The 22001-nt window shown below is 68.3% G+C and carries 20 protein-coding genes; 11 read left to right on the top strand and 9 right to left on the bottom strand.

Annotated elements, in window-relative coordinates; translation table 11 throughout:
• Genes EJK15_RS05450 through EJK15_RS05470 form a run of 5 tightly spaced genes read right to left on the bottom strand, consistent with a single transcriptional unit; the run spans position 1 to position 5535 of the window.
• The gene (locus tag EJK15_RS05450; protein ID WP_138709261.1) at positions 1-801 is read right to left on the bottom strand and encodes an amidohydrolase family protein; all 801 of its coding nucleotides are present in this window, start codon (positions 799-801) and stop codon (positions 1-3) included.
• Positions 798-1559, bottom strand: a complete 762-nt coding sequence (locus EJK15_RS05455; RefSeq protein ID WP_138709262.1) for an amidohydrolase family protein — start codon at positions 1557-1559, stop codon at positions 798-800. The genes EJK15_RS05450 and EJK15_RS05455 overlap by 4 nt, the downstream gene beginning before the upstream one ends.
• Positions 1552-3261, bottom strand: a complete 1710-nt coding sequence (locus EJK15_RS05460; protein WP_138709263.1) for a heparinase II/III family protein — start codon at positions 3259-3261, stop codon at positions 1552-1554. Before EJK15_RS05460 ends, EJK15_RS05455 begins: the two co-directional genes overlap by 8 nt.
• A complete protein-coding gene (locus EJK15_RS05465) occupies positions 3258-4259 on the bottom strand; it encodes a Gfo/Idh/MocA family protein (protein ID WP_138709264.1) in 1002 nt (333 codons plus the stop codon). Before EJK15_RS05465 ends, EJK15_RS05460 begins: the two co-directional genes overlap by 4 nt.
• A complete protein-coding gene (locus tag EJK15_RS05470; RefSeq protein WP_138709265.1) occupies positions 4243-5535 on the bottom strand; it encodes an ABC transporter substrate-binding protein in 1293 nt (430 codons plus the stop codon). The genes EJK15_RS05465 and EJK15_RS05470 overlap by 17 nt, the downstream gene beginning before the upstream one ends.
• Positions 5536-5715: 180 nt before the next feature.
• Here EJK15_RS05470 and EJK15_RS05475 point away from each other — a divergent pair, with 180 nt between their 5' ends.
• From EJK15_RS05475 to EJK15_RS05500, 6 genes are all read left to right on the top strand, one after another.
• On the top strand, positions 5716-6603 hold the full coding sequence (locus tag EJK15_RS05475) for a carbohydrate ABC transporter permease (protein ID WP_138709266.1): 888 nt from the start codon (positions 5716-5718) through the stop codon (positions 6601-6603).
• A gap of 11 nt (positions 6604-6614) precedes the next feature.
• On the top strand, positions 6615-7409 hold the full coding sequence (locus tag EJK15_RS05480; RefSeq protein ID WP_138709356.1) for a carbohydrate ABC transporter permease: 795 nt from the start codon (positions 6615-6617) through the stop codon (positions 7407-7409).
• Between the two features lie 30 nt (positions 7410-7439).
• Positions 7440-8981 carry a hypothetical protein gene (locus EJK15_RS05485; protein WP_138709267.1) on the top strand — a complete coding sequence of 514 codons (1542 nt, stop codon included), beginning with the start codon at positions 7440-7442 and terminating at the stop codon, positions 8979-8981.
• A 17-nt stretch (positions 8982-8998) separates the two neighbouring features.
• Positions 8999-10492: a hypothetical protein gene (locus EJK15_RS05490; protein ID WP_138709268.1), complete on the top strand. Its 1494-nt coding sequence runs from the start codon at positions 8999-9001 to the stop codon at positions 10490-10492.
• A gap of 123 nt (positions 10493-10615) precedes the next feature.
• Positions 10616-10825, top strand: coding sequence for a hypothetical protein (locus tag EJK15_RS05495; protein ID WP_138709269.1), 210 nt, complete (start codon positions 10616-10618; stop codon positions 10823-10825).
• Between the two features lie 57 nt (positions 10826-10882).
• Entirely contained in the window at positions 10883-12820 is a 1938-nt protein-coding gene (locus EJK15_RS05500) for a ligand-binding sensor domain-containing protein (protein WP_138709270.1), read from the top strand.
• Between the two features lie 576 nt (positions 12821-13396).
• On the opposite strand, the gene EJK15_RS05510 is transcribed toward EJK15_RS05500, so the two are convergent.
• From EJK15_RS05510 to EJK15_RS05520, 3 genes are all read right to left on the bottom strand, one after another.
• Positions 13397-15346, bottom strand: a complete 1950-nt coding sequence (locus EJK15_RS05510; protein WP_138709272.1) for a glycosyl hydrolase family 18 protein — start codon at positions 15344-15346, stop codon at positions 13397-13399.
• Positions 15347-15468: 122 nt separating this feature from the next.
• Positions 15469-16197: an aspartate/glutamate racemase family protein gene (locus EJK15_RS05515; protein ID WP_138709273.1), complete on the bottom strand. Its 729-nt coding sequence runs from the start codon at positions 16195-16197 to the stop codon at positions 15469-15471.
• Positions 16194-17681, bottom strand: coding sequence for an NCS1 family nucleobase:cation symporter-1 (locus EJK15_RS05520; protein WP_138709274.1), 1488 nt, complete (start codon positions 17679-17681; stop codon positions 16194-16196). Before EJK15_RS05520 ends, EJK15_RS05515 begins: the two co-directional genes overlap by 4 nt.
• Before the next feature lie 132 nt (positions 17682-17813).
• Here EJK15_RS05520 and EJK15_RS05525 point away from each other — a divergent pair, with 132 nt between their 5' ends.
• Both EJK15_RS05525 and EJK15_RS05530 read left to right on the top strand, forming a co-directional pair.
• Positions 17814-18413: a helix-turn-helix domain-containing protein gene (locus tag EJK15_RS05525; RefSeq protein ID WP_171074129.1), complete on the top strand. Its 600-nt coding sequence runs from the start codon at positions 17814-17816 to the stop codon at positions 18411-18413.
• 114 nt (positions 18414-18527) lie between these two features.
• Positions 18528-18824 (top strand): luciferase domain-containing protein, encoded by a 297-nt coding sequence (locus tag EJK15_RS05530; RefSeq protein WP_138709276.1) that lies wholly within the window; start codon positions 18528-18530, stop codon positions 18822-18824.
• On the opposite strand, the gene EJK15_RS77410 is transcribed toward EJK15_RS05530, so the two are convergent.
• Positions 18805-19098: a 2-oxo acid dehydrogenase subunit E2 gene (locus EJK15_RS77410; RefSeq protein WP_138709277.1), complete on the bottom strand. Its 294-nt coding sequence runs from the start codon at positions 19096-19098 to the stop codon at positions 18805-18807. The two genes, EJK15_RS05530 and EJK15_RS77410, sit on opposite strands and share 20 nt — an antisense overlap.
• On the opposite strand from EJK15_RS77410, the gene EJK15_RS05540 reads away from it, so the two are divergent.
• The 3 genes from EJK15_RS05540 to EJK15_RS05550 all read left to right on the top strand — a co-directional run bounded on the left by EJK15_RS05540 (position 19053) and on the right by EJK15_RS05550 (position 21866).
• Complete coding sequence (locus EJK15_RS05540) at positions 19053-19787, top strand: TetR/AcrR family transcriptional regulator (RefSeq protein ID WP_138709278.1); 735 nt, start codon at positions 19053-19055, stop codon at positions 19785-19787. The genes EJK15_RS77410 and EJK15_RS05540 overlap by 46 nt on opposite strands.
• A 62-nt stretch (positions 19788-19849) precedes the next feature.
• Complete coding sequence (locus EJK15_RS05545; RefSeq protein WP_171074130.1) at positions 19850-20536, top strand: GOLPH3/VPS74 family protein; 687 nt, start codon at positions 19850-19852, stop codon at positions 20534-20536.
• Between the two features lie 70 nt (positions 20537-20606).
• Positions 20607-21866, top strand: coding sequence for a lamin tail domain-containing protein (locus tag EJK15_RS05550; RefSeq protein WP_240776789.1), 1260 nt, complete (start codon positions 20607-20609; stop codon positions 21864-21866).
• Positions 21867-22001 lie beyond the last annotated feature (135 nt).

A 22001-nucleotide genomic window follows, 5' to 3' on the forward strand; every position in this document is an offset into this window, starting at 1 on the left:
CTACGCCTCTGGTTTCCCGAGCAGCGCGGTGATCGTGCCCCCGAGCACCGCTGCCCTGTCATCGTCACTGAGATCTGAGAACAGTATCCGCCCGAGCGACATCCGCAGATCGATGAAGGGGAAGTCGGATCCGTACACCACGCGATGCGCGCCCAGCCGGCGCACCATCCTGACGATGTCGGCGCCGGTATTGTACGACCCGCACACCTCCAGGATCACCCGCTCGTGCCGCTCGGCCACCTCGATCGCCTCGTCGATGCCCAGCGGCGTCACCCCCGAATGCCCCGCCAGGATCGTCGCCCTCGGATACCTGCCCGCGACCTCGCCGACCAAAGCCAGATCGTTGTACGGCGAGCCGCTGAATGTATGCGTGAGCACCGGACGCCCCGTGAGCTCGGCGAACTCCCACACCGGCGCGTACCGCGAACCGGTCAGCGGATAGTCATGCAAGTCGGGATGAATCTTCACCCCGCCGAACCGCGAATCCCCACCCCACCTGTCGAGCTCGCCACGCGGATTCTGCCACGGGTTCACGGTCACGTACCCGGTGAACCGGTCGGACGCGGACTTCACGATCGCCGCGGTGGCCGCATTCCCCTCGGCCGCGTCAAGCTGAATCGCCAGATGACTGGAGAGCACCGCATGCGCCACCCCACACCGATCCATCACCTTGATCATCGCCCCGGGATCAGGTTCAGGAATGAAGAACACACTGTACGGCCCGGCATGCGCGTGCGCGTCGACGATCCTGGTCGCCTGCTGCGGGCGGCGCGCCCACACGGCGGAGACGAGCTCGTTCATGCGACCTTGACCTCCCGCCTGAGCAGCCTGCGCAGATTCCCCGCCCCGATGGCCGCCACCTCCGCCTCGCCGAGCTCCGACCAGAGCAGCCTGGTCACCGCCTCCGCCGGATCGCGATAGGGCGCGCCGGTGCCGAACACGAGCCGGCCCGCGCCGAACCGTTCGGCCAGCCATTCCAGCCCCAGGTGAGAGGACAGGTCGGCCAGGCCGACAGACACGTAGGCGGTCCTGCCGAGGACGCCCGCGATCTGCCGCAGCATCCGATATCCCGCGCCGCCGACGACGATCCGCAGGCCGGGATGGTCGCAGGAGATCCGCTCCACCGCCGCCCAGGTGATCTGACCGGCGTCCAGGAGGAGCGGCAGGCGTACGGACTCCAGGGCGGCGAGCACCGCCGCCGTGTCGGTGCCCGCGAGGTCGTACCCGTGGTCGCGCGGGAAGGCCCGCACGGCGCGCACGCCGGACGCGACGGCGGTGTCCGCGAACCCGGCCGCACCGCCCGTCTCCCCGCACGTGTCGGGCAGCATCACCCAGCAGGGGCTGAGCCTGGGCTGCCCGTCGACCAGGGCGAGCAGCTCGCGGTTGCCGCGTGCCGGGTCGTGCAGCCAGGAGGTCGTGTTGCCCACCACCGCCTCGGCGATGCCCACCCGATCCATCGCGGCGAGCAACTCGGCCACGGTGCCGCCGCCCACGTCCCGGCGCGGGTGGCGGCCCAGCATGGCGTCGGCGTCGATCAGGACCGGACGGCCCTCACTCATCGCCGCCCCAGCGCTCCGCGAGCCCATCGCGCGTCCAACCGCGGGCGGAGAACCTGTCGACCACCCCGTCCACGACGATCTCCCGCGCGCTCACCCGAACCGCCGGCGGGCGATCGGTGAACGGGAAGATCGCCACGGTGAACCTGCCGTCGCGACGGCGCAAACCCAGCGAGTGGATCTCGCCGTACTCCGCGGTCCGGGTGACGGGGTCGGGGATCCTGGCGGGGCCATTCCGGAACAGGACTTCGTCCGGCGGCTCGGCGGGCACCACGAGCAGCCCGGGGCCCTGGCTGCTCGCGTAACCGGAACCGTGCTCAGCCCACGGCGACGTGCCGTGCAACTGCCAGACCGCCTCCGCGTCGATCTCGTCGGTGACCAGCCAGTAGGACGGCTCGCGCCGGACGAAGACGATCCTGCGGTCGTGCCTGGCCCGGTAGCCGTGGTGGTGTCCGGCGAAGACGTCCACGTGCTCACCCGCCGAGAACAGGTCGCAGCCCGCCTTACGGTCCTCGGTGTACTCCTCGCCGGGTACGAGCAGGGTGTTGTGCCCCCTGGTCGCCTGGTACCAGTCGTAGTAGCGGGGGTCGTCGTAGGATGGTGGGCCGCCTGCCTCCCAGGCCAGCGGGGTGCCCCAGCCGGACAGCACGAAGTCGACCGCCGCGTGGTGGCTGTGCGGCTCCAGCTCGTGCCCGACGTACGGCCCGTAGTTGATCACGGTGTGCAGGGTCCGGGCGCGGAAGATCGCGTACGCGCTGGCCTCCAGGAGGTGCGACCCCCGGACCGGCGCCACGGTCTCGCCCAGCAGCCGCTCTCCGCGCAGCAGCAGCTCGGCGGGCCAGACCACGCCGCTGTCCTGCAGGTGCGGGATCCAGCCGCCGGAGGTCGTGAGCGAGGCGAGCCAGTCGTGCATGGCCCGGAAGCGCGGGTGCCCGACCAGGTCGGGATCGACGGACGCGGCCCGCTGGAGCCCCGCCAGGCACATGCCGTGATAGCCGGGCGAGCGCTCGTGGTGGCCGCCGTCGTCGCGCACGTCCCGCTCCAGGTGCTCCAGGATGCGCGCCCTGGCGATCTCGGCCCACTCCTCGGACTCGGGGAGGTCGGCGAACACCCGCGCGACGTGCAGCAGCTCGCAGACGGTGGCGAACTGCCAGTTGCCATGCCGGAACTCGTCGTGCTCCTCGGCCACCCACCGGGCGCCGCCGAGGACGGTCTTCGTCATTCGCAGCCAGCACTCGTCGCTGAGCGCGGGCTCGTCAGCGAAGACGGCCAGCGCCCTGGTGACGTACATGGAGCGGGAGGCGACGCCGAGGGAGTACCAGATGACGTCCAGCCCCGGCCAGTCGCCTTCGACGAGGTCACGGCTCGCGTACCACTCGCCGAAGAGCCGGTCCCACTCGCGGGCGTAGCGCGGGTCGCCGGTTTCCGCGTACGCGGAGATCAGCGGCGTCATCCACCTCAGGTAGTGGAAGCCGTAGAGCCTGGACTTGCCGTGTCCCTTGTCCAGGAAGTCCACCTGGATCCCGAGGAGCCGGTCGGCCTGCGCCCGGGCGTCCGGCTCGGGTTCCGACCACACCGGCTCGGGCCGCCGCCACTGCCTGGCCTGCGCTACGGTTGCCGCGCCGAGCGCTTCGAGCAGCGCCTCGTCGGTGATGTGCCGCATCCGGACGGGGTCCACATGCGGTGGTTTCTCCACATAGGTCATGAGAGCTTCACCGGCTGCCCCGTCCTGGCCGACTTGTGCGCCGCGGCGAGGACCGCAGTCACGTGCCGGGAACTCTCCACGCTGACCAGCGGCTCGGCGCCGCTGCGAGCGCAGTCCACGAAGTGGTGGATGGCGTCTCGGTAGGCCCCGGCGGGCACCCCGTGCACGAGCCGCTGCAGCATGTTCCTCGGGTAGGCGTAGCCGTGCTCGGTGGCGAGCTGGATGTTCTCCTTCTGCCTGTCGAGCTGGATCACTCCCGACTCGCCGACCACGGTGACGTAGCTGTCGACCATGGTCGGGAAGGTGTTCGGGTAGATCCAGGCGGACTCGAAGGTGGCCATCGCGCCGCGTCGGAACCTGGCCTGGATCTGCATGGCGTCGGGGGTGTCGATGCCCAGGCCGCGGAGCCTGCCGTATCTGGCCGTGGCGAAGACCTCGGCGATCTCGTCGTCGTAGAGCCAGGTCAGCAGGTCGATGTCGTGGCTGGACAGGAACCAGGCACACGTCGTACGGTCCGCCCAGCCGATCATCTCGGTGGGGACGTGGATCGTGTCGTCCTTCCTCGCATAGCCCACGACGGGCTCGCCGACCAGGCCCATCTGGTCTTTGGCCTGCGCGTAGGCGGGCACCCAGCGGTGGTTGAACAGGCACATGGCCACCACGCCGGCCGACCGGATTGCGGCGACCGCCCGGTCGGCGTCGGCCACGGTCGTCGTGAACGGCTTCTCGACCAGGATGTGCTTGCCTGCTTCCGCCGCGGCCACCATCACGTCGGCGTGGAGGTGGTCGGGCGTGGTGATGGACACCGCGTCGACCGTGCCCGAATCGAGCAGCTCTTGGTAGCCGGGGTAGACGGTGGCTCCTGGCGCCTGCTCGAGAGGACGGCGGGCGACCGCGGTGATCTCGGCCTGGGGATGGGCGGCGAAGACCTCGGCGTGGCCGCGCCCCATGAGGCCGGCGCCGACGATCCCGATACGGAGCTCAGGCAAGAACGTCATTCCACCGCTTCTCTGCGGCGTCGAGCGCCTCCTTGGCGCTCTTGGTACCAGTGAGGAAGCCTCTGATCTCTTCGGCGAGATACTCGCTGATCTCAGCGTCCTTGGTGGTGCCGAGCGGGCTGTACTCCAGCTTGGACAGCCCCTTCACGATCACCCGCCGAGCTACGGCCATCGGGTCGTCACCAGCCGTCTCCGCGAAGAACGGATCCTTGGTCGAGGAGATCGTCGACGGATAGATCGGCACGATCTTGCAGAAGGCCAGCTGGTTGGCGCCGTTGGCGAAGTACTTGATGAACTCGGCGGCGGCCTTCTTGTGCTTGGAGGCCTTGGGGATCGAGAACGCTTGCTGGGCGGTCAGCAGATACCCTCCTGTGCCGGTCTGCACCGGCTCTGTGACCACGAGGTCCTTGTAGACGTCGGGGGCGTTCTTCTGGATGTTGAGCAGCGTCGCTCCGAAGGTGCCCGCGGTGAAGGCGAGCTGACCGTTCTCCAGCGTCTGCGGGTAGTTGCGCACGTCCTTGGATACCGCGCCCGGTGCGATGCCATGCGCGTCGTAGCTCTTCTTGAACTCTTCGAGGACCTTGACGGTCTCTGGCGTGTTGAAGGACGCCTTCTTCTTGTCGTCGGAGAGCAGATCGATCCCGTAATACTTCAGCACAGCGACCGCAGAGATGCCTGGGACGTCGTTGGTGCCGTAGACCTTCGTCTTGTCGTAGACCTTGCCGGCCAAGGCCAGCGCCTCGGTATAGCTCTTCGGCGGCGCCTTCTCATCGAAGCCGGCCTTGCCGACCACGGACTTGCGGTAGATGGCCACCGGGGCGCCGCCGTTGTACCACGGCACGGCGTAGAGCTTGCCATCCATCCGTAGCGGCTCGACCAGGTTGGGCTGGAAGTCGGCAAGGTCGGACTGGGTGAAGTAGTCGTCGAGCGGGGTCAGCGACGGAGTGAACCTGCCGAGCTCGAGCGAGCTGACGTTGACCGCGTCGGGCACGTCGCCGCTGGCCACGGCGGCGAGCAGCTTGGTCGCGCTCTCCTGACCGGGCACGTCGACCCAGTTGACGGTGACCTTGGGGTGTTCCTTCTGGTACTGGCTGATCAGGCCGGTGATGTAGTCGCTGTAGTTCTTCTTCAGGTTGATCGTCCAGAACTCGACCTCGCCCTCAAAGGGCTGGTCGTCGGCGGATGCCGTGGCCCCCTGTGACGAGGTGCCGGCAACGCAGCCGGTGGCGAAGAGGGACAGCGCGAGCGCGCCTGCCGATAAGACACTCCGGGTCATCACCGCGAACCTCCAGGCAGAATATGGCCGTCCTTTACCCCGACTTTCGGCACAATGACACTCTGCGACAATCTCGTCAAGAGCAGGGTCTTGACCGTCTCGATCACCCGATTATACGCTGCGTCAAAATTATGGCCAGCCCTTATCGACTCTTAGGACGTCACTAAGGATGTGGTGTCGATGGCCGCCAGCCGGATCCCGGGACAGCGATGGCATACGCCGTACCTGTTCGCGATCCCCGCCCTGATCCTGTTCGGCGTGTTCTTCGCCTGGCCCGCTGTCACCGCGATCCAGCTCTCGTTCCTGGAATACGACGTCGTGTCGCCGCCGGTCTTCGTGGGCGTGGACAACTTCGTCAGGCTCGTCGGCGATGGCAGGTTCTGGACCGCGCTGCTCAACTCGGTGCTGTTCCTGGCGGGGATGTTCCCGCTGCTGGTCGTCGTGCCGTTGCTGCTGGCCGTACTGGTCAATCAGAAGCTGCCGGGCATCAGGACGTTCCGGATGATCTACTACCTGCCGGTCGTGACGTCGATGGTCGCGGTGGGGGTCGCCTGGGAGTACGTCTTCCATCAGCAGGGCGTGCTCAACTGGATGCTCACCGGGGCGGGGCTGCTCGACGAGCCCATCCAGTACCTTCTCGATCCCTTCTGGGCGTTGCCCGCGGTCATCCTGATCGAGGGCTGGAAGAGCATGGGCTTCTACATGATGATCTATCTGGCCGGGCTGCAGACCATTCCCGCGAACCTCTATGAGGCGGCCAAGGTCGACGGCGCCATGGCCTTTCACCGGCTGCGGCACATCACGGTGCCGCTGATGGTGCCGTACATCGCGGTCGCGGTGACCGTGGAGATGCTCGACGCCATGCAGGCCTTCACCTCGATCTACGTGATGACCAGGGGTGGCCCGCAGGACGCGACGCTCACCCTGGGCTACTACATCTGGTCGGCGGCCTTCGAGCATTACGAGATGGGTTATGCCAGCGCGATGGGGATCGTGCTCTGGGTGCTGATGATCGTCATGGCCGTGCTCAACCACCGGATCACCCGGGGAAGGACGGTCGTGGCGTGAGGCGCGCGGGGATGTACATCCTGTTGTCGGCGATCGCCCTGGCCTTCATCGGCCCGTTCCTGATCCTGCTCTCCGCCGGGCTGAAGCCGCCGGGCCAGGCCGTCTTCTCCTTCCCGCCGGACATCATCCCCAGGCCACCGGTGCTGACCTGGGTGGCCGAGGCCTGGACGGCCATCCCCTTCCCGCGCTACCTGCTCAACTCGGTCATCTACGTCGGCGTGATGGTGCCGCTCTACGTGCTCGTCTCCGCCCTGTGCGCGTACCCGCTCGCGCATCTGGACTTCCGCGGCAAGAACCTCGTCTTCTTCGCGGTCCTGTCGACGATGTTCCTGCCGGGCGAGGTCATGCTCATCCCCAGGTTCCTCGTGGTCTCCCAGCTCGGGATGGCCGACTCCTTCGCCGGAGTGATCCTGCCCGGCCTGCTCTCGGCCTTCGGGATCTTCCTGCTGCGCCAGACGTTCGCGGGCGTGCCACGTGAGGTCGTGGACGCGGCCCGCACCGACGGCTGCCACGAGCTGCGGATCTTCTGGCACGTCATGCTCCCCGCCGCCCGGCCCACCCTGGCGATCCTCGCCATCTTCGGCTTCATCTCGGTCTGGAACAGCTTCATCTGGCCCCTGGTGGTGCTGAAGGACTCCTCGAAGTACCCGATCGCGCTCGGGATCGCCTACCTCGCCGGGATCACCGGCACAGATGTCCGCACGCTCGCCGCCGGGACGATCATCTCGATCATCCCGGTCGTGGTCGTCTTCATGCTCATGCAACGTCACGTCCTCGAAGGCATGCGCGGCGCGGTCAAGGGCTGACGCCGTTCTTCCACCCCCGGAGGTAGTCGAATGAAGCTGTCCCGCAGGCAATTCACCGTCGGTGCCCTGGCCTTGGGCGCCCTCGGACCCCTCTCTGGTACGGCCCGCGCCACCGCGGGTTACGACTACACCTCGCGCGAGACGTTCGACCTGTTCGACAAGGTCTTCCACGAGAGTGGCAACGGCGGCCAGCCGACCGACAACAACGAGCACGGCGGGCTGGCCTGGGGTCAGTCGTACATCATGGCGGGGTTCATCCGGATGTACGAGGCCTACCACGACACCTACTACCTCGACCGGCTCATCACCAATATCGACCTGGTGCTGGCCAACCGCGACTCAGTGCGCGGGGTCAAGGACTACCGGGGCCTGTCATCGCCCGCCTGGCGAGCCACGGCTCCCTACACGGCGGGCATCGTCACTCTGAAGGACGCGGACGGCACGCCGTTGCTGGAGGTGCGGACCGCCCTCACCTATGCGGACAACGCGGTCGCCACGGTCCGGGCAGGCAGCGTCGAGGGCCGCTTCACCCTTGAGGTGAAGAACCACCGGACGAACCTGGTCGCCACCTTCCCCGACCTGTCGATGGACCCGGCGGCCGCCGACTATGCCGTGCGCCGGATCTTCGACGCCTACCCGACGCCGACGCTGGTGACGGCGCGGGAGCTCAGGACGATGCCGTCGGGGAACGCCTCCCCTGTGCTGGGAGCGACCCCGTTCACCTCCCAGCCGGTGGTCTTCACCGTGCACACCGGGATGATCACCTACCCGATGGCGTCGTTCGCAAAGGTCGTCTTCCGTAGTCCGAAGCTGCTGGCTGTACCCAAATATCGGCAGAAGGCGGTGGAGTACCTCAAAGCGGCCAGGAACGCTGCGGCGGTCCACGATGACGAGTGGCGACAGACCGAGGACGGTCACGGCTACTTCGTGTGGAACAAGGGGACGCCGCTGGGCAACGACGGCACCGAGCAGCCCACGAACCAAAGTCTCGCGCTCGGGCAGACCTACGCCGAGCTGGCCGCGGCCACCGGGGATCCGTTCTACCGGGACCGGACGCAGCGGATGGCGCGCACGTTCGCCCGCGAGCTCACGCTGGACGCGGACGACGCCTACGTGTGGCCGTACTGGCCGAAGTTCGGCAAGGTCTACAACGGCTTCGCCAAGGCGGACAGCGTCTCCGAGTACACCCCGTCCAGCAATCCGGGGCGCGGCGTCGAGGATCTCAGCCATGGCGCGATCGACGTCGAGTTCGCCGCGGCCGTCTTCCGTAACCGGCTGTTCTACAAGGGCGAGGACATGGCCAGGTTCGCGCACACCTACAGCAGGAACCTGATCGCGCCCGTCGGCGCCGATGGGCATCCGACCGCCTACCAGCGGGTCAACGGCACCGGCAGCACCACCAGCGCCGGGCAGTACCTGCAGGCGCCCCGGTGGATGGCGGTGGCGCAGTGGGATGACACGGTGTTCAGCCACTCCCGCTCGATCTACGACGCACGCGCCGTGCAGCCGCAGCAGGGCTCCTACCTGAGCTGTGTCGCCTACCTCAACTGGCACGCCCGCAGGGGGCAGTGATGCTGGGCAAACTGATCGTGGCCGCCGCCCTGGTGCTGCCCGCTCCCGCTCCCGCTGCCGCTGCCGCCGAGAGCGTGTGGCTCACCAAGTACAAGGCGCTCGAGGCGCAGATCGGCCAGGTCGTCTACACCGATCCGAACAGCGCGAACCTGGCGTGGGGCGAGAGCTACATCATGCGGAGCTACCTCGACGTCTACGCCGCGACGCAGGACACCGCCTGGCTGGACAAGATCGTCACGCATGCGGACACGATCATCGCGAACGCCGACGATGTCGACGGCGACGGCTTCCGCGGCTGGAGCACGAGCCAGTACTCGCCGCCGGAACTGGCCAATGCGAGCTTTGAGACGGCGGCTTCCGGTGATGCCACCCTGCCCGCCAACTGGAGCAGGTTCCAGGACACCGGAAGCCATGTCTATCGGACGACGGATGTTCCCGGCAGCAGCACGGGCACCCAGTCCGTGCGAGTGGTGTCCGATCAGACGAAGTGGAAGAAGCTCCGGCAGAAGATCGGCGCAAATTACGAGGGCGGGACCAAACATGTCCTGCGAGGCTGGGGCAAGCGCACCGGCTCGGTCGTCGGACGCATCGTGCTGCGCGACGGGTCCACCACGCTGTGCATGCTGGAGTACACGACCAGCACCTGGGCGCTGAAGCAGACCACCTGCGACATTCCGGCGGGGCGGTCTCCGGAGGTCTGGCTGGAGCACGCCTCGTACACGGTCAGCGGTTCCGCCTACTTCGACGACGTCCGGCTCAGCGGAATATTCCCCTACATCGTCCACGACGGCATGATCGGTATACCGATCGCAGAATTCATCAGACTCGTCGCGAAAAATCCGACTTTATCGGGATATAGCGCTAAAGCTGCCGCCTACCAGTCGTTCCTGGAGACCGAGATCATCCCCCGCTGGGAACAGAGCACCTACCTCGGCAACACCTGGAACGGCACCTCCTATCAGCAGCCACCCAACGTCGACACCTTCAGTCACACGAGGACCTACAACGATCTTCCCTTCAACATGTCCCTGGCATTCGCCAACATGCTGACGATCCTGCACGAGATCAACGGCAACCCCACCTACCTGTCCCGAGCCACCAAGATCGCACAATGGACCAAAAGCAATCTCACCAATTCCGCCGGCGCCTACATCTGGAACTACGGCACCTACACCACCAAAAAAGAGGACCTGTCGCACGGCAACGTGGACCTGTCCGCCTTCGTGGAGTTTTACCGGCGCGGCCAAGTCTTGACGGCCACAGACATGACCGCCTTCAAAAACACCCTCAAAACCAAAATGTGGAACGGCTCCGCCACCGCCCCCGTCTTCACCTTCTACGTCGACGGCACAGGAGCGCCCAACGGCGTCGACTACTACCTGCACTCCTGGCTGGAACTCACCGAGTTCGACAGGCAGATATGGACGCTCACCGCCACCAAGTACACGAACTTCACCCCCACCAACGCCTCGCACCTCATCACACTGGCACGCCTGCTGAGATGGGAATGAGATCGTAGGCCAGCACGGCGGCCAGCGCCGTACCGGGTCAGAGGGCGTCACCCTGGAGGCCATTCGGCCCGCCGGGACGTCCTCGTCGTCCAGACTTCTTGTTCCCACAACCGGGGTGCAGCCATGAGTACGGACATCCTCTTCGAGGAGTCGCCGTGGATCGAGCAGCCCGTCGACGGTGGAACGCCCACTGCGCCGCTGCGAGTGCGAGGCTTCACCCGTTCGATCGGCTTCGCCAAGACCGGCGATCGGCTGGTGGGCACGTCGAAGGAGTTGTGCGGCTTCGTCGCCCATGCATCGCGTGGCGCAATGCCGGGCAACTCTGCGATCTAGACATTACGGCCTAGGCCGTTATAGCGTGCGCCCAGTCTTCACAAGGGAGAACCGCGAATGATCCCCCGCCGCCGCTTCCTCCAAGCCGCCGCCGCGTCCGCTGCCGTGGCGTCCCTACCGGCCATCCCCGCGGCCGCCACCACCGGCGAACCAGAGGGCACGATCACCGACCTCGGCCCGGCCAGCGTCGCCAGCCCCCTGGGCAACGGCGAGTTCGTCGGCAACGTCCTCTACATGGGCTCACGCGGCCTGTCGCCCAACGTCGTGGGCGCGTGGAACCTCGGCAAGGACACGGTCACCACCCATTTCGAGATCCCCACCGGCGTGGGCATCTGGGCCATGTGCAAGGTAGGCACCGACGTCTACGTCGGCACCCACTCCAAGTCCGACCTCTACAAGATCGACACGCTCACAGGAACGACCACCAAGCTCGCCGAGTACCCGGACCACTTCATCTGGACCATGGCCGCCTCGCCTGACGGCAAGATCTACATGGGCATGTCGGAGCCCGGGCGGGTCGTGGAGTACGACCCCGCCTCCGGTGCCAGCCGCGACCTGGGCCAGCCCGTGGCCGGCGAGCCGTACGTGCGCAGCATCCAGGTCGACGCCACCCACGTATACGCCGGCGTCGGCACCAACGCCCACCTCATCGCGATCGACAGGAAAACCGGCGAGAAGCGCGACCTGCTCCCCGCCGAGCTGGCCGACCGCGACTGGGTGTCGAGCATGTCCAGCTCCGACACGCATGTCGCGGGCGGCGTGCTGTCGCTGGCCGAGCTGGTCGTGGTGGAGAAGGCGAACCCGGCCAACTACAAAGTCGTCAAGGCCACGGCGTCAGGCGAGAAATACGTCGTCTCGGTGCTGATCCACGACGGCTGGGTCTACTTCGCCGGCCGTCCCTCCGGGACCTTCTACCGCTACCACATCGCCGACGACAAGTACGAGGTGCTCGGCGTGCCCTTCCCGGAGGCGGGCACCTGCCGGATCCTGGAGTTCGAAGGGCGGATCTACGGCCTGCAGGACAGCGGGATCTTCATCTACGACCCGGCGACCGGGAAGGTCGACTACCTCAGCCACGTGCAGCGGGGCTTCAGGTCCGCCCCCGAGGCGCCGATGTCCGTGCACTCCGACGGCGCACGCGTCTACGTCGGTGGCAAGAGCGGCGCCGACCTCCACGACCTGGCCACCGGCAAGGTCACCAGGCTCCCCATCCCCGGCGAGCCGAAGACCATGATCACCGTCAAGGACACCACCTACCTCGGCATCTACACCCAGGCCGCCCTCTACTCCCACCACGCGGGCGACCCCGAGGCCAAGCTCCTCTTCCGCACCGGCCATAACCAGGACCGCCCCAAGGACCTGTGCCACGACCCGTTGACGGGCCTCATCGCCATGCCCACCCAGCCGGAACCCGGCCACCCCAACGGCGCTCTGGACATCTACGACCCCAGAACCGGCAAGGTCGACACCTACCGCCCCGTCGTGGAGCGGCAGACCGTCTTCTCGGTGACCGCCTACCTCGGCACCCTCTATCTCGGGACCAGCACCCAGGAGGGCCTCGGCTCGCCGCCGGTGACCCCCACGGCCAAACTGGCCGCCTTCAACCTGCGCACCCGCAAGGTGACGTGGGAGCTCGAGCCGGTGCCAGGCGCGGCCGCCGTCATGGGGCTCAAGCACACGCCGCTGGCCGTTTACGGCATCACCAACACCGGCATGCTGTTCGAGTATCACCTGCTGAAGCGCAAGATCACCCGCACCCTCAAGGTGAACAACCGCGGCGGCGACCTGCACATCGCCGGCTTCACCGCCTACACCAGCGACGTGGACGCGGTCTACCGCATCGACCTGCGCGCCTGGACCGCGAAGAAGATCGTGACCGGCCTGGCCAGCGACTGGTTCGGCGGCGGCTCCAAACTCAACATCGACCCATCGCAAAAGGCCCTCTACGGCATCAAGGGCCGCAACCTCATCCGCATCGCCATCTCCCCCCGTTGACGCCTCCCTGTGCAGCTAATGTCGAGGGATCATGGATGGATCGTCCTTTCGACTGTGGGGGATCTTGACCAAGGCCGGCGTCGATCCCGCGCCAGGGCGTGCGGGGCCGACCTGGCGGCACTTCCTCACCGCCCAGGCCGAAGGGATCGTCGAGGTGCACGCGACAGCCCCCGCTCGGATGCGGTGCGCGGACAGCAGGTCAAATTTCGGCCTGTGCCGAAATTCGTCATTGATGCTCATCGGCTGATCGGTCCCGTGCCGTTCGACGACCTGCGGGGTGAGATGGACCGGCTGGGCATCGAGCGGGCCTGCGTGACTCACACGCTCAGCCTCTACTCAGACCCGGGGCAGGCAACGAGGCCCTGCTGAAGCTGGACGACCCCGGTTGATCCCGGTGCCCGTGGTGGTGCCGGGCGAACTCCCCGCGCTTGCCCGTCCGCACGCGGGGATCATATTGACATCGGATGATCTGCCCCCGAAGCTCTGGACCCATGACCCATGCGGTAGGACGGGGCGCTGCCGGCAGACTATTGCTGGTCCAGGGCCGGCCCCCGTTTCGAGGGCCGGCCCGTCAGGTCAGCCCAGGCCGTTCTTCATGGCCGTGAGCAGCTCGGCATTGGTGGTGTCGCCGCTGAGCTCCCAGAAGAACGCGCCACCGAGGCCCTGGCCTTTCGAGTAGCTCATCTTGCCGCCGATCGTGGCCGGCGTGTCGTAGCTCCACCACTGGTTGCCGCAGTGCGCATACGCCGTGCCCGCGACCGTGCCGGTGGCCGGGCAGCGGGTCTTGAGGACCTTGTAGTCCTCGATGCCCTGCTCGTACGTCCCCGGAGCCGCCCCGCCGGCCGTGCCGCCCGGCGCGGACTGCGTGACGCCGGTCCAGCCGCGGCCGTAGAAGCCGATGCCGAGCAGCAGCTTGCTCGCCGGCACGCCCTTGCTCTTGAGCTTCTGGATGGCGTTGTCGGAGTAGAAGCCGGCGATCGGGATGCCGGTGTAGGAGTTGAGCGGCGAGTGCGGGGCCGTCGGGCCCTGCGCCGCCCAGGCGCCGAAGTAGTCGTACGTCATGACGTTGTACCAGTCGAGGTACTGCGCGGCGCCGCCGTAGTCGGCCGCGTCGATCTTGCCGCCGCTGGTGCCGTCGGCGGTGATGGCCGCGGTGACCAGGTTGCCGGAGCCGAAGCGGGAGCGCAGCGCCGACATGACGTTCCTGAACGCGGCCGGGCCACTGGTGTCGCAGGTCAGGCCGCAGGCGTTCGGGTACTCCCAGTCGATGTCGATGCCGTCGAAGACGTCCGCCCAGCGCGGGTCCTCGACCAGGCGGTAGCAGGAGTCGGCGAACGCGGCCGGGTTCTGCGCGGCCTGGGTGAAGCCGCCCGACCAGGTCCAGCCGCCGAAGGAGAACAGCACCTTCAGGTGCGGGTACTTCTTCTTCAGCTTGCGCAGCTGGTTGAAGCTGCCGCGCAGCGCGCCCGCGTCCCACGTGTCGGCGACGCCGTCCACGCTCTCGCCCGCCTGGTAGAAGCGGTCGTAGTCGGCGTAGCTGTCGCCGATCGTGCACTGCCCGTTCTGTACGTTGCCGAAGGCGTAGTTGATGTGCGTCAGCTTGGCCGCCGAGCCGCTGGTGTCGATGTTCTTGACGTGGTAACCGCGCTGGTAGACGCCCCACTGGACGAAGTACCCGAGCACCTTGTTCCCGCCGCCTCCGCCGCCCGTCGTGGTGGCGGTGACGCTGTTGCTGCCGGCGGAGCGGTTCCCGGCGGCGTCGCGGGCGCGGACGGTGTAGGTGTAGGCGGTGTTCGCGCTCAGGCCGGAGTCGGTGTGGGTGGTGCCGGTGACCGTGGTGACCAGGGTGCCGCCACGGTAGACCTCGTAGCCGGTGACCGCGACGTTGTCCGTGGAGGCGTTCCAGGCCAGCGAGACGCTGGAGCCGGTCACGCCCGTCGAGCGCAGGCTGCCAGGCACCGTGGGCGGGCTCGTGTCGCTGCCGCCGCCCGTCGTGGTGGCGGTGACGGAGGTGCCGGCGGCGGAGCGGTTCCCGGCGGCGTCGCGGGCGCGGACGGTGTAGGTGTAGGCGGTGTTCGCGCTCAGGCCGGAGTCGGTGTGGGTGGTGCCGGTGACCGTGGTGACCAGGGTGCCGCCACGGTAGACCTCGTAGCCGGTGACGGCGACGTTGTCGGTGGAGGCGTTCCAGGCCAGCGAGACGCTGGTGTTCGTGACGCCGGTCGAGCGGAGGTTGCCGGGCACCGTCGGGGCGGTGGTGTCGGTGCCGCCGCCGGTCGCGGCCTTCCACAGGGCCGGTACGTTCGGGGGCTCCCAGCCGGGCTGGGAGGTGTGGGCTTGGATGCATTCGTACTCGACGCCGTTGTACGTGACGCGGGCGCCGGTCGCGTACGCCGTCCACGGCGCCCAGTCCGCGAAGGCGACCATGGCTGTGCCGTACGCGGCAGGCGGGGCGATGACCACGGCGGTAAGGGGCAGCGCTAACGCCGCCAGGCAGGCGAGGACCTTGCTCAGGATCGTGTGTCTCATGATGCTCCGACATCCGGTTGGGGGGTGTACAGGGGGTGGGATGCCAGGAAACTATTAGGAAAGTTTCCTTTTAGTTGTGAGACGACGTTAACCTCTGCCTGCGAAGGCGTCAATACATGCGATCAGGTCGTGAATTCGCGCAGCAGTCCCGAGTAGCGCTTCGGTCCCGGCCTGGCGTACTCGCCGCGCTTGCTCGTCCGCAGGCCGAGCGAGACCAGCGACTCGGCGAGCTTGGTCGCCACGGCCACCCCGTCGATCACCGGGACGCCCGTCTCGCGCGACACCTCGGCCGCGAAGTCGGCCATGCCCGCGCAGCCCAGCACGACCGAGTCGCTCCCGTCGCGCTCGACGGCGATGGCGCACAGATCCATCACCACCTTCCTGGCCGCCGGGTCGTCGAGGTCCAGGACCGGGATGTCGCAGGCGTGCACGCCGCGGCAGGCGGCGGCGAAGCCGTAGCGGTGGGCGAGGTCCCACGCCCGGCCGACGGTCCTGGACAGCGTCGTCACCACGCTGAAGCTCCGCCCGACCAGCGTGGCGGCGTGCATGGCGGCCTCGGCGATCCCGATCACGGGGCCGGCGGCCAGCTCGCGGGCCGCGTCCAGGCCGGGGTCTCCGAAGCAGGCGATGACGTACCCGTCCACGCCCTCCCGCTCGCCCGCCGCGACCTCGGCCAGCAGCCCGGGCACGGCCAGCGCCTCGTCGTAGTGGCTCTCGATCGACTCCGGGCCCATGGCCGGGCTGACGGCCGTGATCGTGGTCGTGGACGACGCCACCGCCCTGGCGCAGCGACCGATGGACTCGGTCATGGCCAGGGCGGTGTTCGGGTTGATCACCTTGAGGTGAGTCATACGGCGGTGATCCGGGGCGAGCGTCGCTCCAGGGCGATCATCGCCACGTAGCCGAGCCCGCAGCCGATGAACCAGCTGTAGTTGGCGATCCACGTCATGTCCGTCGTGGTGACGCCAAGGTCGAGCAGCATCTTCGGGACGAGCACGGAGGCGATGGCGGGGCCGCCGGAGGCGACGGTGGCCCAGATCGCGTTGGGGTTGTAGCCCTTGCTGAACCAGTAGCGCCCGGACTGGTCCATGGTGAACAGGTCGTCCACCGCCACGCGCTGCCGAGCGCAGATGTAGTAGCCGGCGATCAGAATGCCGAACAGCGGCCCGATGAGCGCGCCGAGCAGGCCCAGCGTGTAGTGGATGGCGTCCGGGTTGCCGTACCAGTTCCACGGCGTGAGCACCACCGAGCCGACCGCCGCGATCATCCCGCCGGTGCGCCAGCTGATCTTCTGCGGGCTGACGTTCGAGAAGTCGAAGGCGGGCGAGATGAAGTTGGCGACGATGTTGATGCCCACGGTCGCGATCACGAAGGTGAGGCCGCCGAGCAGGATCGCGAACGGCGTGTCGATGCGCTCCACGGTGTGGATCGGATCGGTGATGAGCTCGCCGAACACGGGCACGGTGGCCGACGCCGTGATCACCGTCAGGATGGAGAAGAAGAGGAAGTTGATCGGCAGGCCGAGGAAGTTGCCGGTCTTGACCGCCTGGAACGAGCGCCCGTACCGCGAGAAATCGCCAAAATTCAGCATCGGCCCGGAGAAGTACGACACGACCAGGGCGATCGCGCTGAGCATGACCGGGATCGACTCGGCGAACCCGAGGCTTTCGCCCTGCGACAGGTCCAGGCTGATGTTCTCCCAGCCCGCCTGGCTCACCAGGTAGACGGCCAGCACGACCATGACCACGTAGACCGCCGGCCCGGCGAAGTCCACGAACCGCCGGATCGCGTTCATGCCCCGCCAGAACACCGCCGCCTGGGCGACCCAGAGGATGGCGTAGCAGATGTACCCGAGCACGGACAGGCCGAGGAAGGTCGGCTCGTTCAGCGCGGCCGTGGCCGGCCAGAACTTGAGGAAGACGATGATGAGCGCCTGCGAGGCCAGGTACGTCTGCACGCCGTACCACGCGATCGCGATGGAGCCGCGCACGATGGCGGGGATGTTCGCGCCCAGCACGCCGAAGACGGCCCGGTTGATCACCGGATACGGCACGCCGGTGACCTGGCTCGGCTTGGCCACCAGGTTGCAGAAGACGTTGACGATGACGATGCCTGCCAGCAGCGCGAACAGCACCTGCCAGCTCGCCAGGCCGAGCGCGAACAGGCTGCCCGCCGTCACGTAGCCGCCGACGCTGTGCACGTCGGACATCCAGAAGGCGAAGATGTTGTACGACGACCAGCTCTGCTTCTTGAGCGGCGCCAGGTCCTCGTTGGTGAGCCGGGGGTCATAGGAGGGGGGTGGAGCCTGCGCGATCGACGCGGTGGGTTCGGACATTGCGGCATCCTTGGGGGGTAGGTTACGAAGCGCGTTAAGCTCCCGCTTAACAGTTGGCGTCAACCTATGCCTTGACATTGCGGGCGTCCATTGCGTCCGTGTTAATCCCCTGTGACACCTGGTATGGAGGCCATGGAGAGCCGTACGGACCTGGAAGCGGTCAGCACCGAGCATCTCGGCCAGCGGCTCCGCGAGCTCCGCACCCGGTCGGGCAAGTCGTTGCGCGCGGTGGCACGCGAGCTCGGCATCTCGGCCAGCGCCGTGTCGCAGATCGAGCGCGGCACGATGCGGCCCTCGGTGAGCAGACTGATCGCGTATGTCTCGGCCATCGGGGTGCCGCTGGCGGCGGTCTTCGACACGCCGGAGGAGCCGCGGACGGACGACGCCGTGCCGGGCTTCGCGATCAGGCGGGCGTGGGAGGTCGCGCCGATAGAGCTCAGCGGTGGGGTGACGTTCCGGAGGCTGTCGCCGGTGGCGGCGCCGGACGTGGAGTTCTTCGAGTCGACCTACCCGCCGAGCGCGATCTCCACCGCCCACGGGCAGTTCCTCAAACACGAGGGGTACGAGGTCGGCACGGTCACGGCCGGGGAGCTGACCATCGAGTTCGAGTCCGAGGTCATCACCCTGGCCAAGGGCGATTCGATCACCTTCCCGTGCAGCCGCCCGCACATCATCGGCAACCGCTCCGACACCGTGACCGCCGTCGCGACCTGGCTCATCGTGCACCGCTGACCGTTGATAACGGTTGCGGAACGGCCGGTGACGCGAAGGTCCGCCGTAGCGCAGCATGGAGGTGTGGCAGGAATTACCGTCTGGCGACGGACGGCTGAACGCCGAGGACCGTACGTGGCCCGCGCCCTGGCCGAGCTGCGGTCCTGGCCGGCGCTGGCGGTCAGCGACACTCGGCGCGGGGTGGCCTTCGCCGTACGCGGCACCGAGATCCTGCGGCTGACGGGCGGTGACGAGGTGCGGGTGCGCCTGACCGCCCCGGCGATCGACCGGCTGGAGCCGTACCTGCGGGACTGCGACCAGGTGCAGGCGTGCTCCGACCGGGCCTGGGTGGCCGTCCAGGTGGACGCCGCGCCCGATCTGGACCTGCTGCTCGCGCTGACCAGCGTGGCGATCAAGGAGCACGTGGCCTAGGGCGGTTCAGGCCAGGATGCGTACGCTCGACGTCGTACATGCCGAGATTTGTCACGGTCAGGACGCCGCCCTCCAGATCGTCCTGCCGCAGCCGGCCGGTCCTGGCGCGCCCGCCTGGTCCAGGTACTCGACCTCGGCCGGATGCCGGCGCGCCCGGGTTGCGTACAGCGTGCCCTTCTTGCGCACGTCGTGCGCAAGCGGTAAGGTGCAGGCTGACAAGGAGGCCGCATGTCAGCAGACAAGCAGCCGCTCCCCTCGGTGTGGGCACGGCCACGCAAGGAGCGGGAGCAGCCGGTGCTGAGCCGGGAGCACATCGTGGCCGAGGCCGTGCGGCTTCTCGACGAAGAGGGCGTCGACGCCCTGAGCATGCGCCGCCTGGGCGGCAGGCTCGGCGCCGGCGCCACCTCGCTCTACCGGCACGTGGCCAACAAGGACGAGCTGTTCGAGCTGGCCGTGGACGAGGTCTACGGCGAGCTGGCCCTGCCCGAGATCAGCGATCCGGCCGACTGGCGGGCCTCCCTCGCGAAGGTCGCGCACGGGTTGCGGGCGACGATCCTGCGCCATCCCTGGATCGCCGCCAAGCTCGGCGAGGTGGGGCTGGCCTACCTCGGGCCCAACGTGCTGCGGCGCTCCGAGCACCTGCTCGCCCTGTTCGAGGCGGCCGGCTTCTCGCTCGAGGAGGCCGACCGGGCCGAGCACACCGTCACCGCCTACGTGCTCGGCGTCTCCACCACCGAGGCGGCGTGGGTGTCCATGGTCGCCCGCAGCGGCCAGAGCGAGCAGGAGTGGGCCGAGCGCCTGTGGCCGGCCGCCGAGCAGGCCGTCCAGGGCTTCCCCCGGCTGCGGGCGCGCTACGCCGCACAGCGCGATGGCGACCTGTCCGGCGACAACGACGACGCCTTCGAGTACGGGCTCCAGCGCATCCTCGACGGCCTGGAGGCCCGTCTCCGCGCCACGGGCTGACCTCAGGGAGCCGTCCACCGGTCCGGGAACGGATTCCGCGCGGCGAATCACGCCGGGAGATCTTGCGACGTGGCCTCGCGCTACGGAAGGATCACCGAATCGAATCGTTCCAAGCGAACCCGCTGCCGCTCCACCATGACCTGTACCTCATCGCCCATGGCCAGTCCGGCAAGCCCTTGATCCGTCGGTCGCCGATGGCGCTCGGACTGGCCGCAGCGGCCCTGCTGGAGCTGGCCCTTGACGGTCGCGTCGCGGTGGCCCGGGGCAGGGTCGCGGTCTCCGGCCCCGCCGAGCGCACCGGCGACGCCGTCGCCGACGGTCTCCTCGCGCTCATCGCCGCCACCCCGGGGGACGTCAGCATCCCGATCAGGAAGGCGGCGGAGCACGCCTACGATCGCACCCGGGCGGCCCTGGTCTCCACCGGGGTGCTGCTGCGGGTGACCAAGCGCAGGATGGGGCTGCTGCCGTCCACCCGGTACGAGCCCGCCGGGATCGCGTCGGTCCTCCGCGCCTCCTCGGGCGTGCGTTCCGCGGTCGGGGGCTGGAAGCAGCCGGACACGCGGTGCGCCGCGATGTCCGGGCTGATGGCCGTGCTCCGGCTGGAGAAGGAGCTCTGCCTCGACGAGCCGCCGAGCCGGCTCGTCACCCAGCTCCGCGAGATCGCCGACGCCGGCTCCCGGGAGATCACCCAAGTGGTCGGTGTCGTCGAGACGCTGGTCACGAAGGCGGCCATGGCCGTCTTTCGGTGATTTGTCATGGTACGTAGACGATGCCCCGAACGCGAGTTACGCTCCGCTGGCCAACAGATGGGGGGCAACCATGAGCTACACGCTGTTACGGGGCGAATTCGTCATCCGGTACCCGGACTTACCCCGGCAGGGCCCCGAGCCCGACGGCGACACCGTCAAGTTCCTGCCCGACTCACCCGCGCTGGTCGAGGCGCTGCCGCGGCACTCCGGCCGGCCGCCGAACATCAACGGCCGCGGCGTCTCCGTACGGCTGGAGGCCATCGACGCGCTGGAGACGCACTTCGCCGAGACCCACCAGGAGCCGGCCGGGGCCATGGCGGCGCGGGACGAGCTGCTGCGCCTGCTCGGCTTCACGAACGTGGTCTTCTGGGACGATCTGCCGAACAAAGTACGCTCCGCCAACCAGGATTCGATCCGCGGCCACGTGCTCACCAACGGGATCGACGCCAACGGGCGGCTGATCGCGTTCGCCTACGCGGGGGACCACCCGGGGGCCGACGGCTCCAGCGTGTTCGTGGACGGGCCGCTCGCCGACGGCTCGGTGAACGCCGCCCTGCTCGCCGCCGGGCTGGCCTACCCTGCCTTCTACGCGACGCTGCCCGCCGAGCTGCGCACGCACCTGGCGGACGTGTCGGCCGCGGCCAGGGACAAGGCGCCGGCCACCGGCATCTGGCCGCGCTCCACCGCCGACCCCGGCGGTCCGGCAACCGTCCCGGACCTGGCCGCCGCCGAGCAGCTGGTGATGTGGCCGAAGCTGTTCCGGCGCATCGTGCCGTACCTCGCGGAGGGGTTCCCCGACTTCGACGGCTTCGACGCCTGGCTGCGCGCCGACCCGGTCCACCGGGACGACGAGCTGTTCCTGATCGACAAGCTCGAACGGGGCAACCTGCACGACGTGGTCCGGGCCTCCGGGCAGCAGATCCAGCTGACCGCGTGGCCGGAGCGGTTCATCATCAACCCGGACCCCGCGCCGCCGGGCTCCACCGTCAAGCCGCCGCTCATCGCAGTGGGCGACCTGCTGATCGTGGCCGCCCTGCCGGACCCGGTGGGCGCCGACCGCGGCAACGAGTCCGTCACGCTGCTGAACGTCACGCCGGACCCGATCGACCTGGCGGGCTGGTGGCTGTCGGACGACGCCAACGGCCGCAAGGACCTGAGCGGCGCCGTCGCGGGCGGCACCACGCTGCGGGTGGCGCTCGACGGGGCACTGCGACTCGGCAACCAGGGTGACGGCATCGTCCTCGTGGACCCGCGGGGGAACACCATCGACCAGGTGACCTACAAGGCCGACCGCGTCCACGCGGGCCGTACCGTCTGCTTCGGCCGCTGAGGCGGTAGCCGGCGAGGGCGGCGCCGGGGAATGCCGGCCGCGTCCCTTCGCAGGCGCGGCCACGTCGCCCTCGTGCTCGCCGAGCCGGGCTCAGGGCTTCAGCGCCTCTCACGCGATCCCCCACCACGACCCTCT

It is taken from the genome of Nonomuraea basaltis (assembly GCF_005893125.1).
GTDB lineage: Bacteria > Actinomycetota > Actinomycetes > Streptosporangiales > Streptosporangiaceae > Nonomuraea > Nonomuraea basaltis.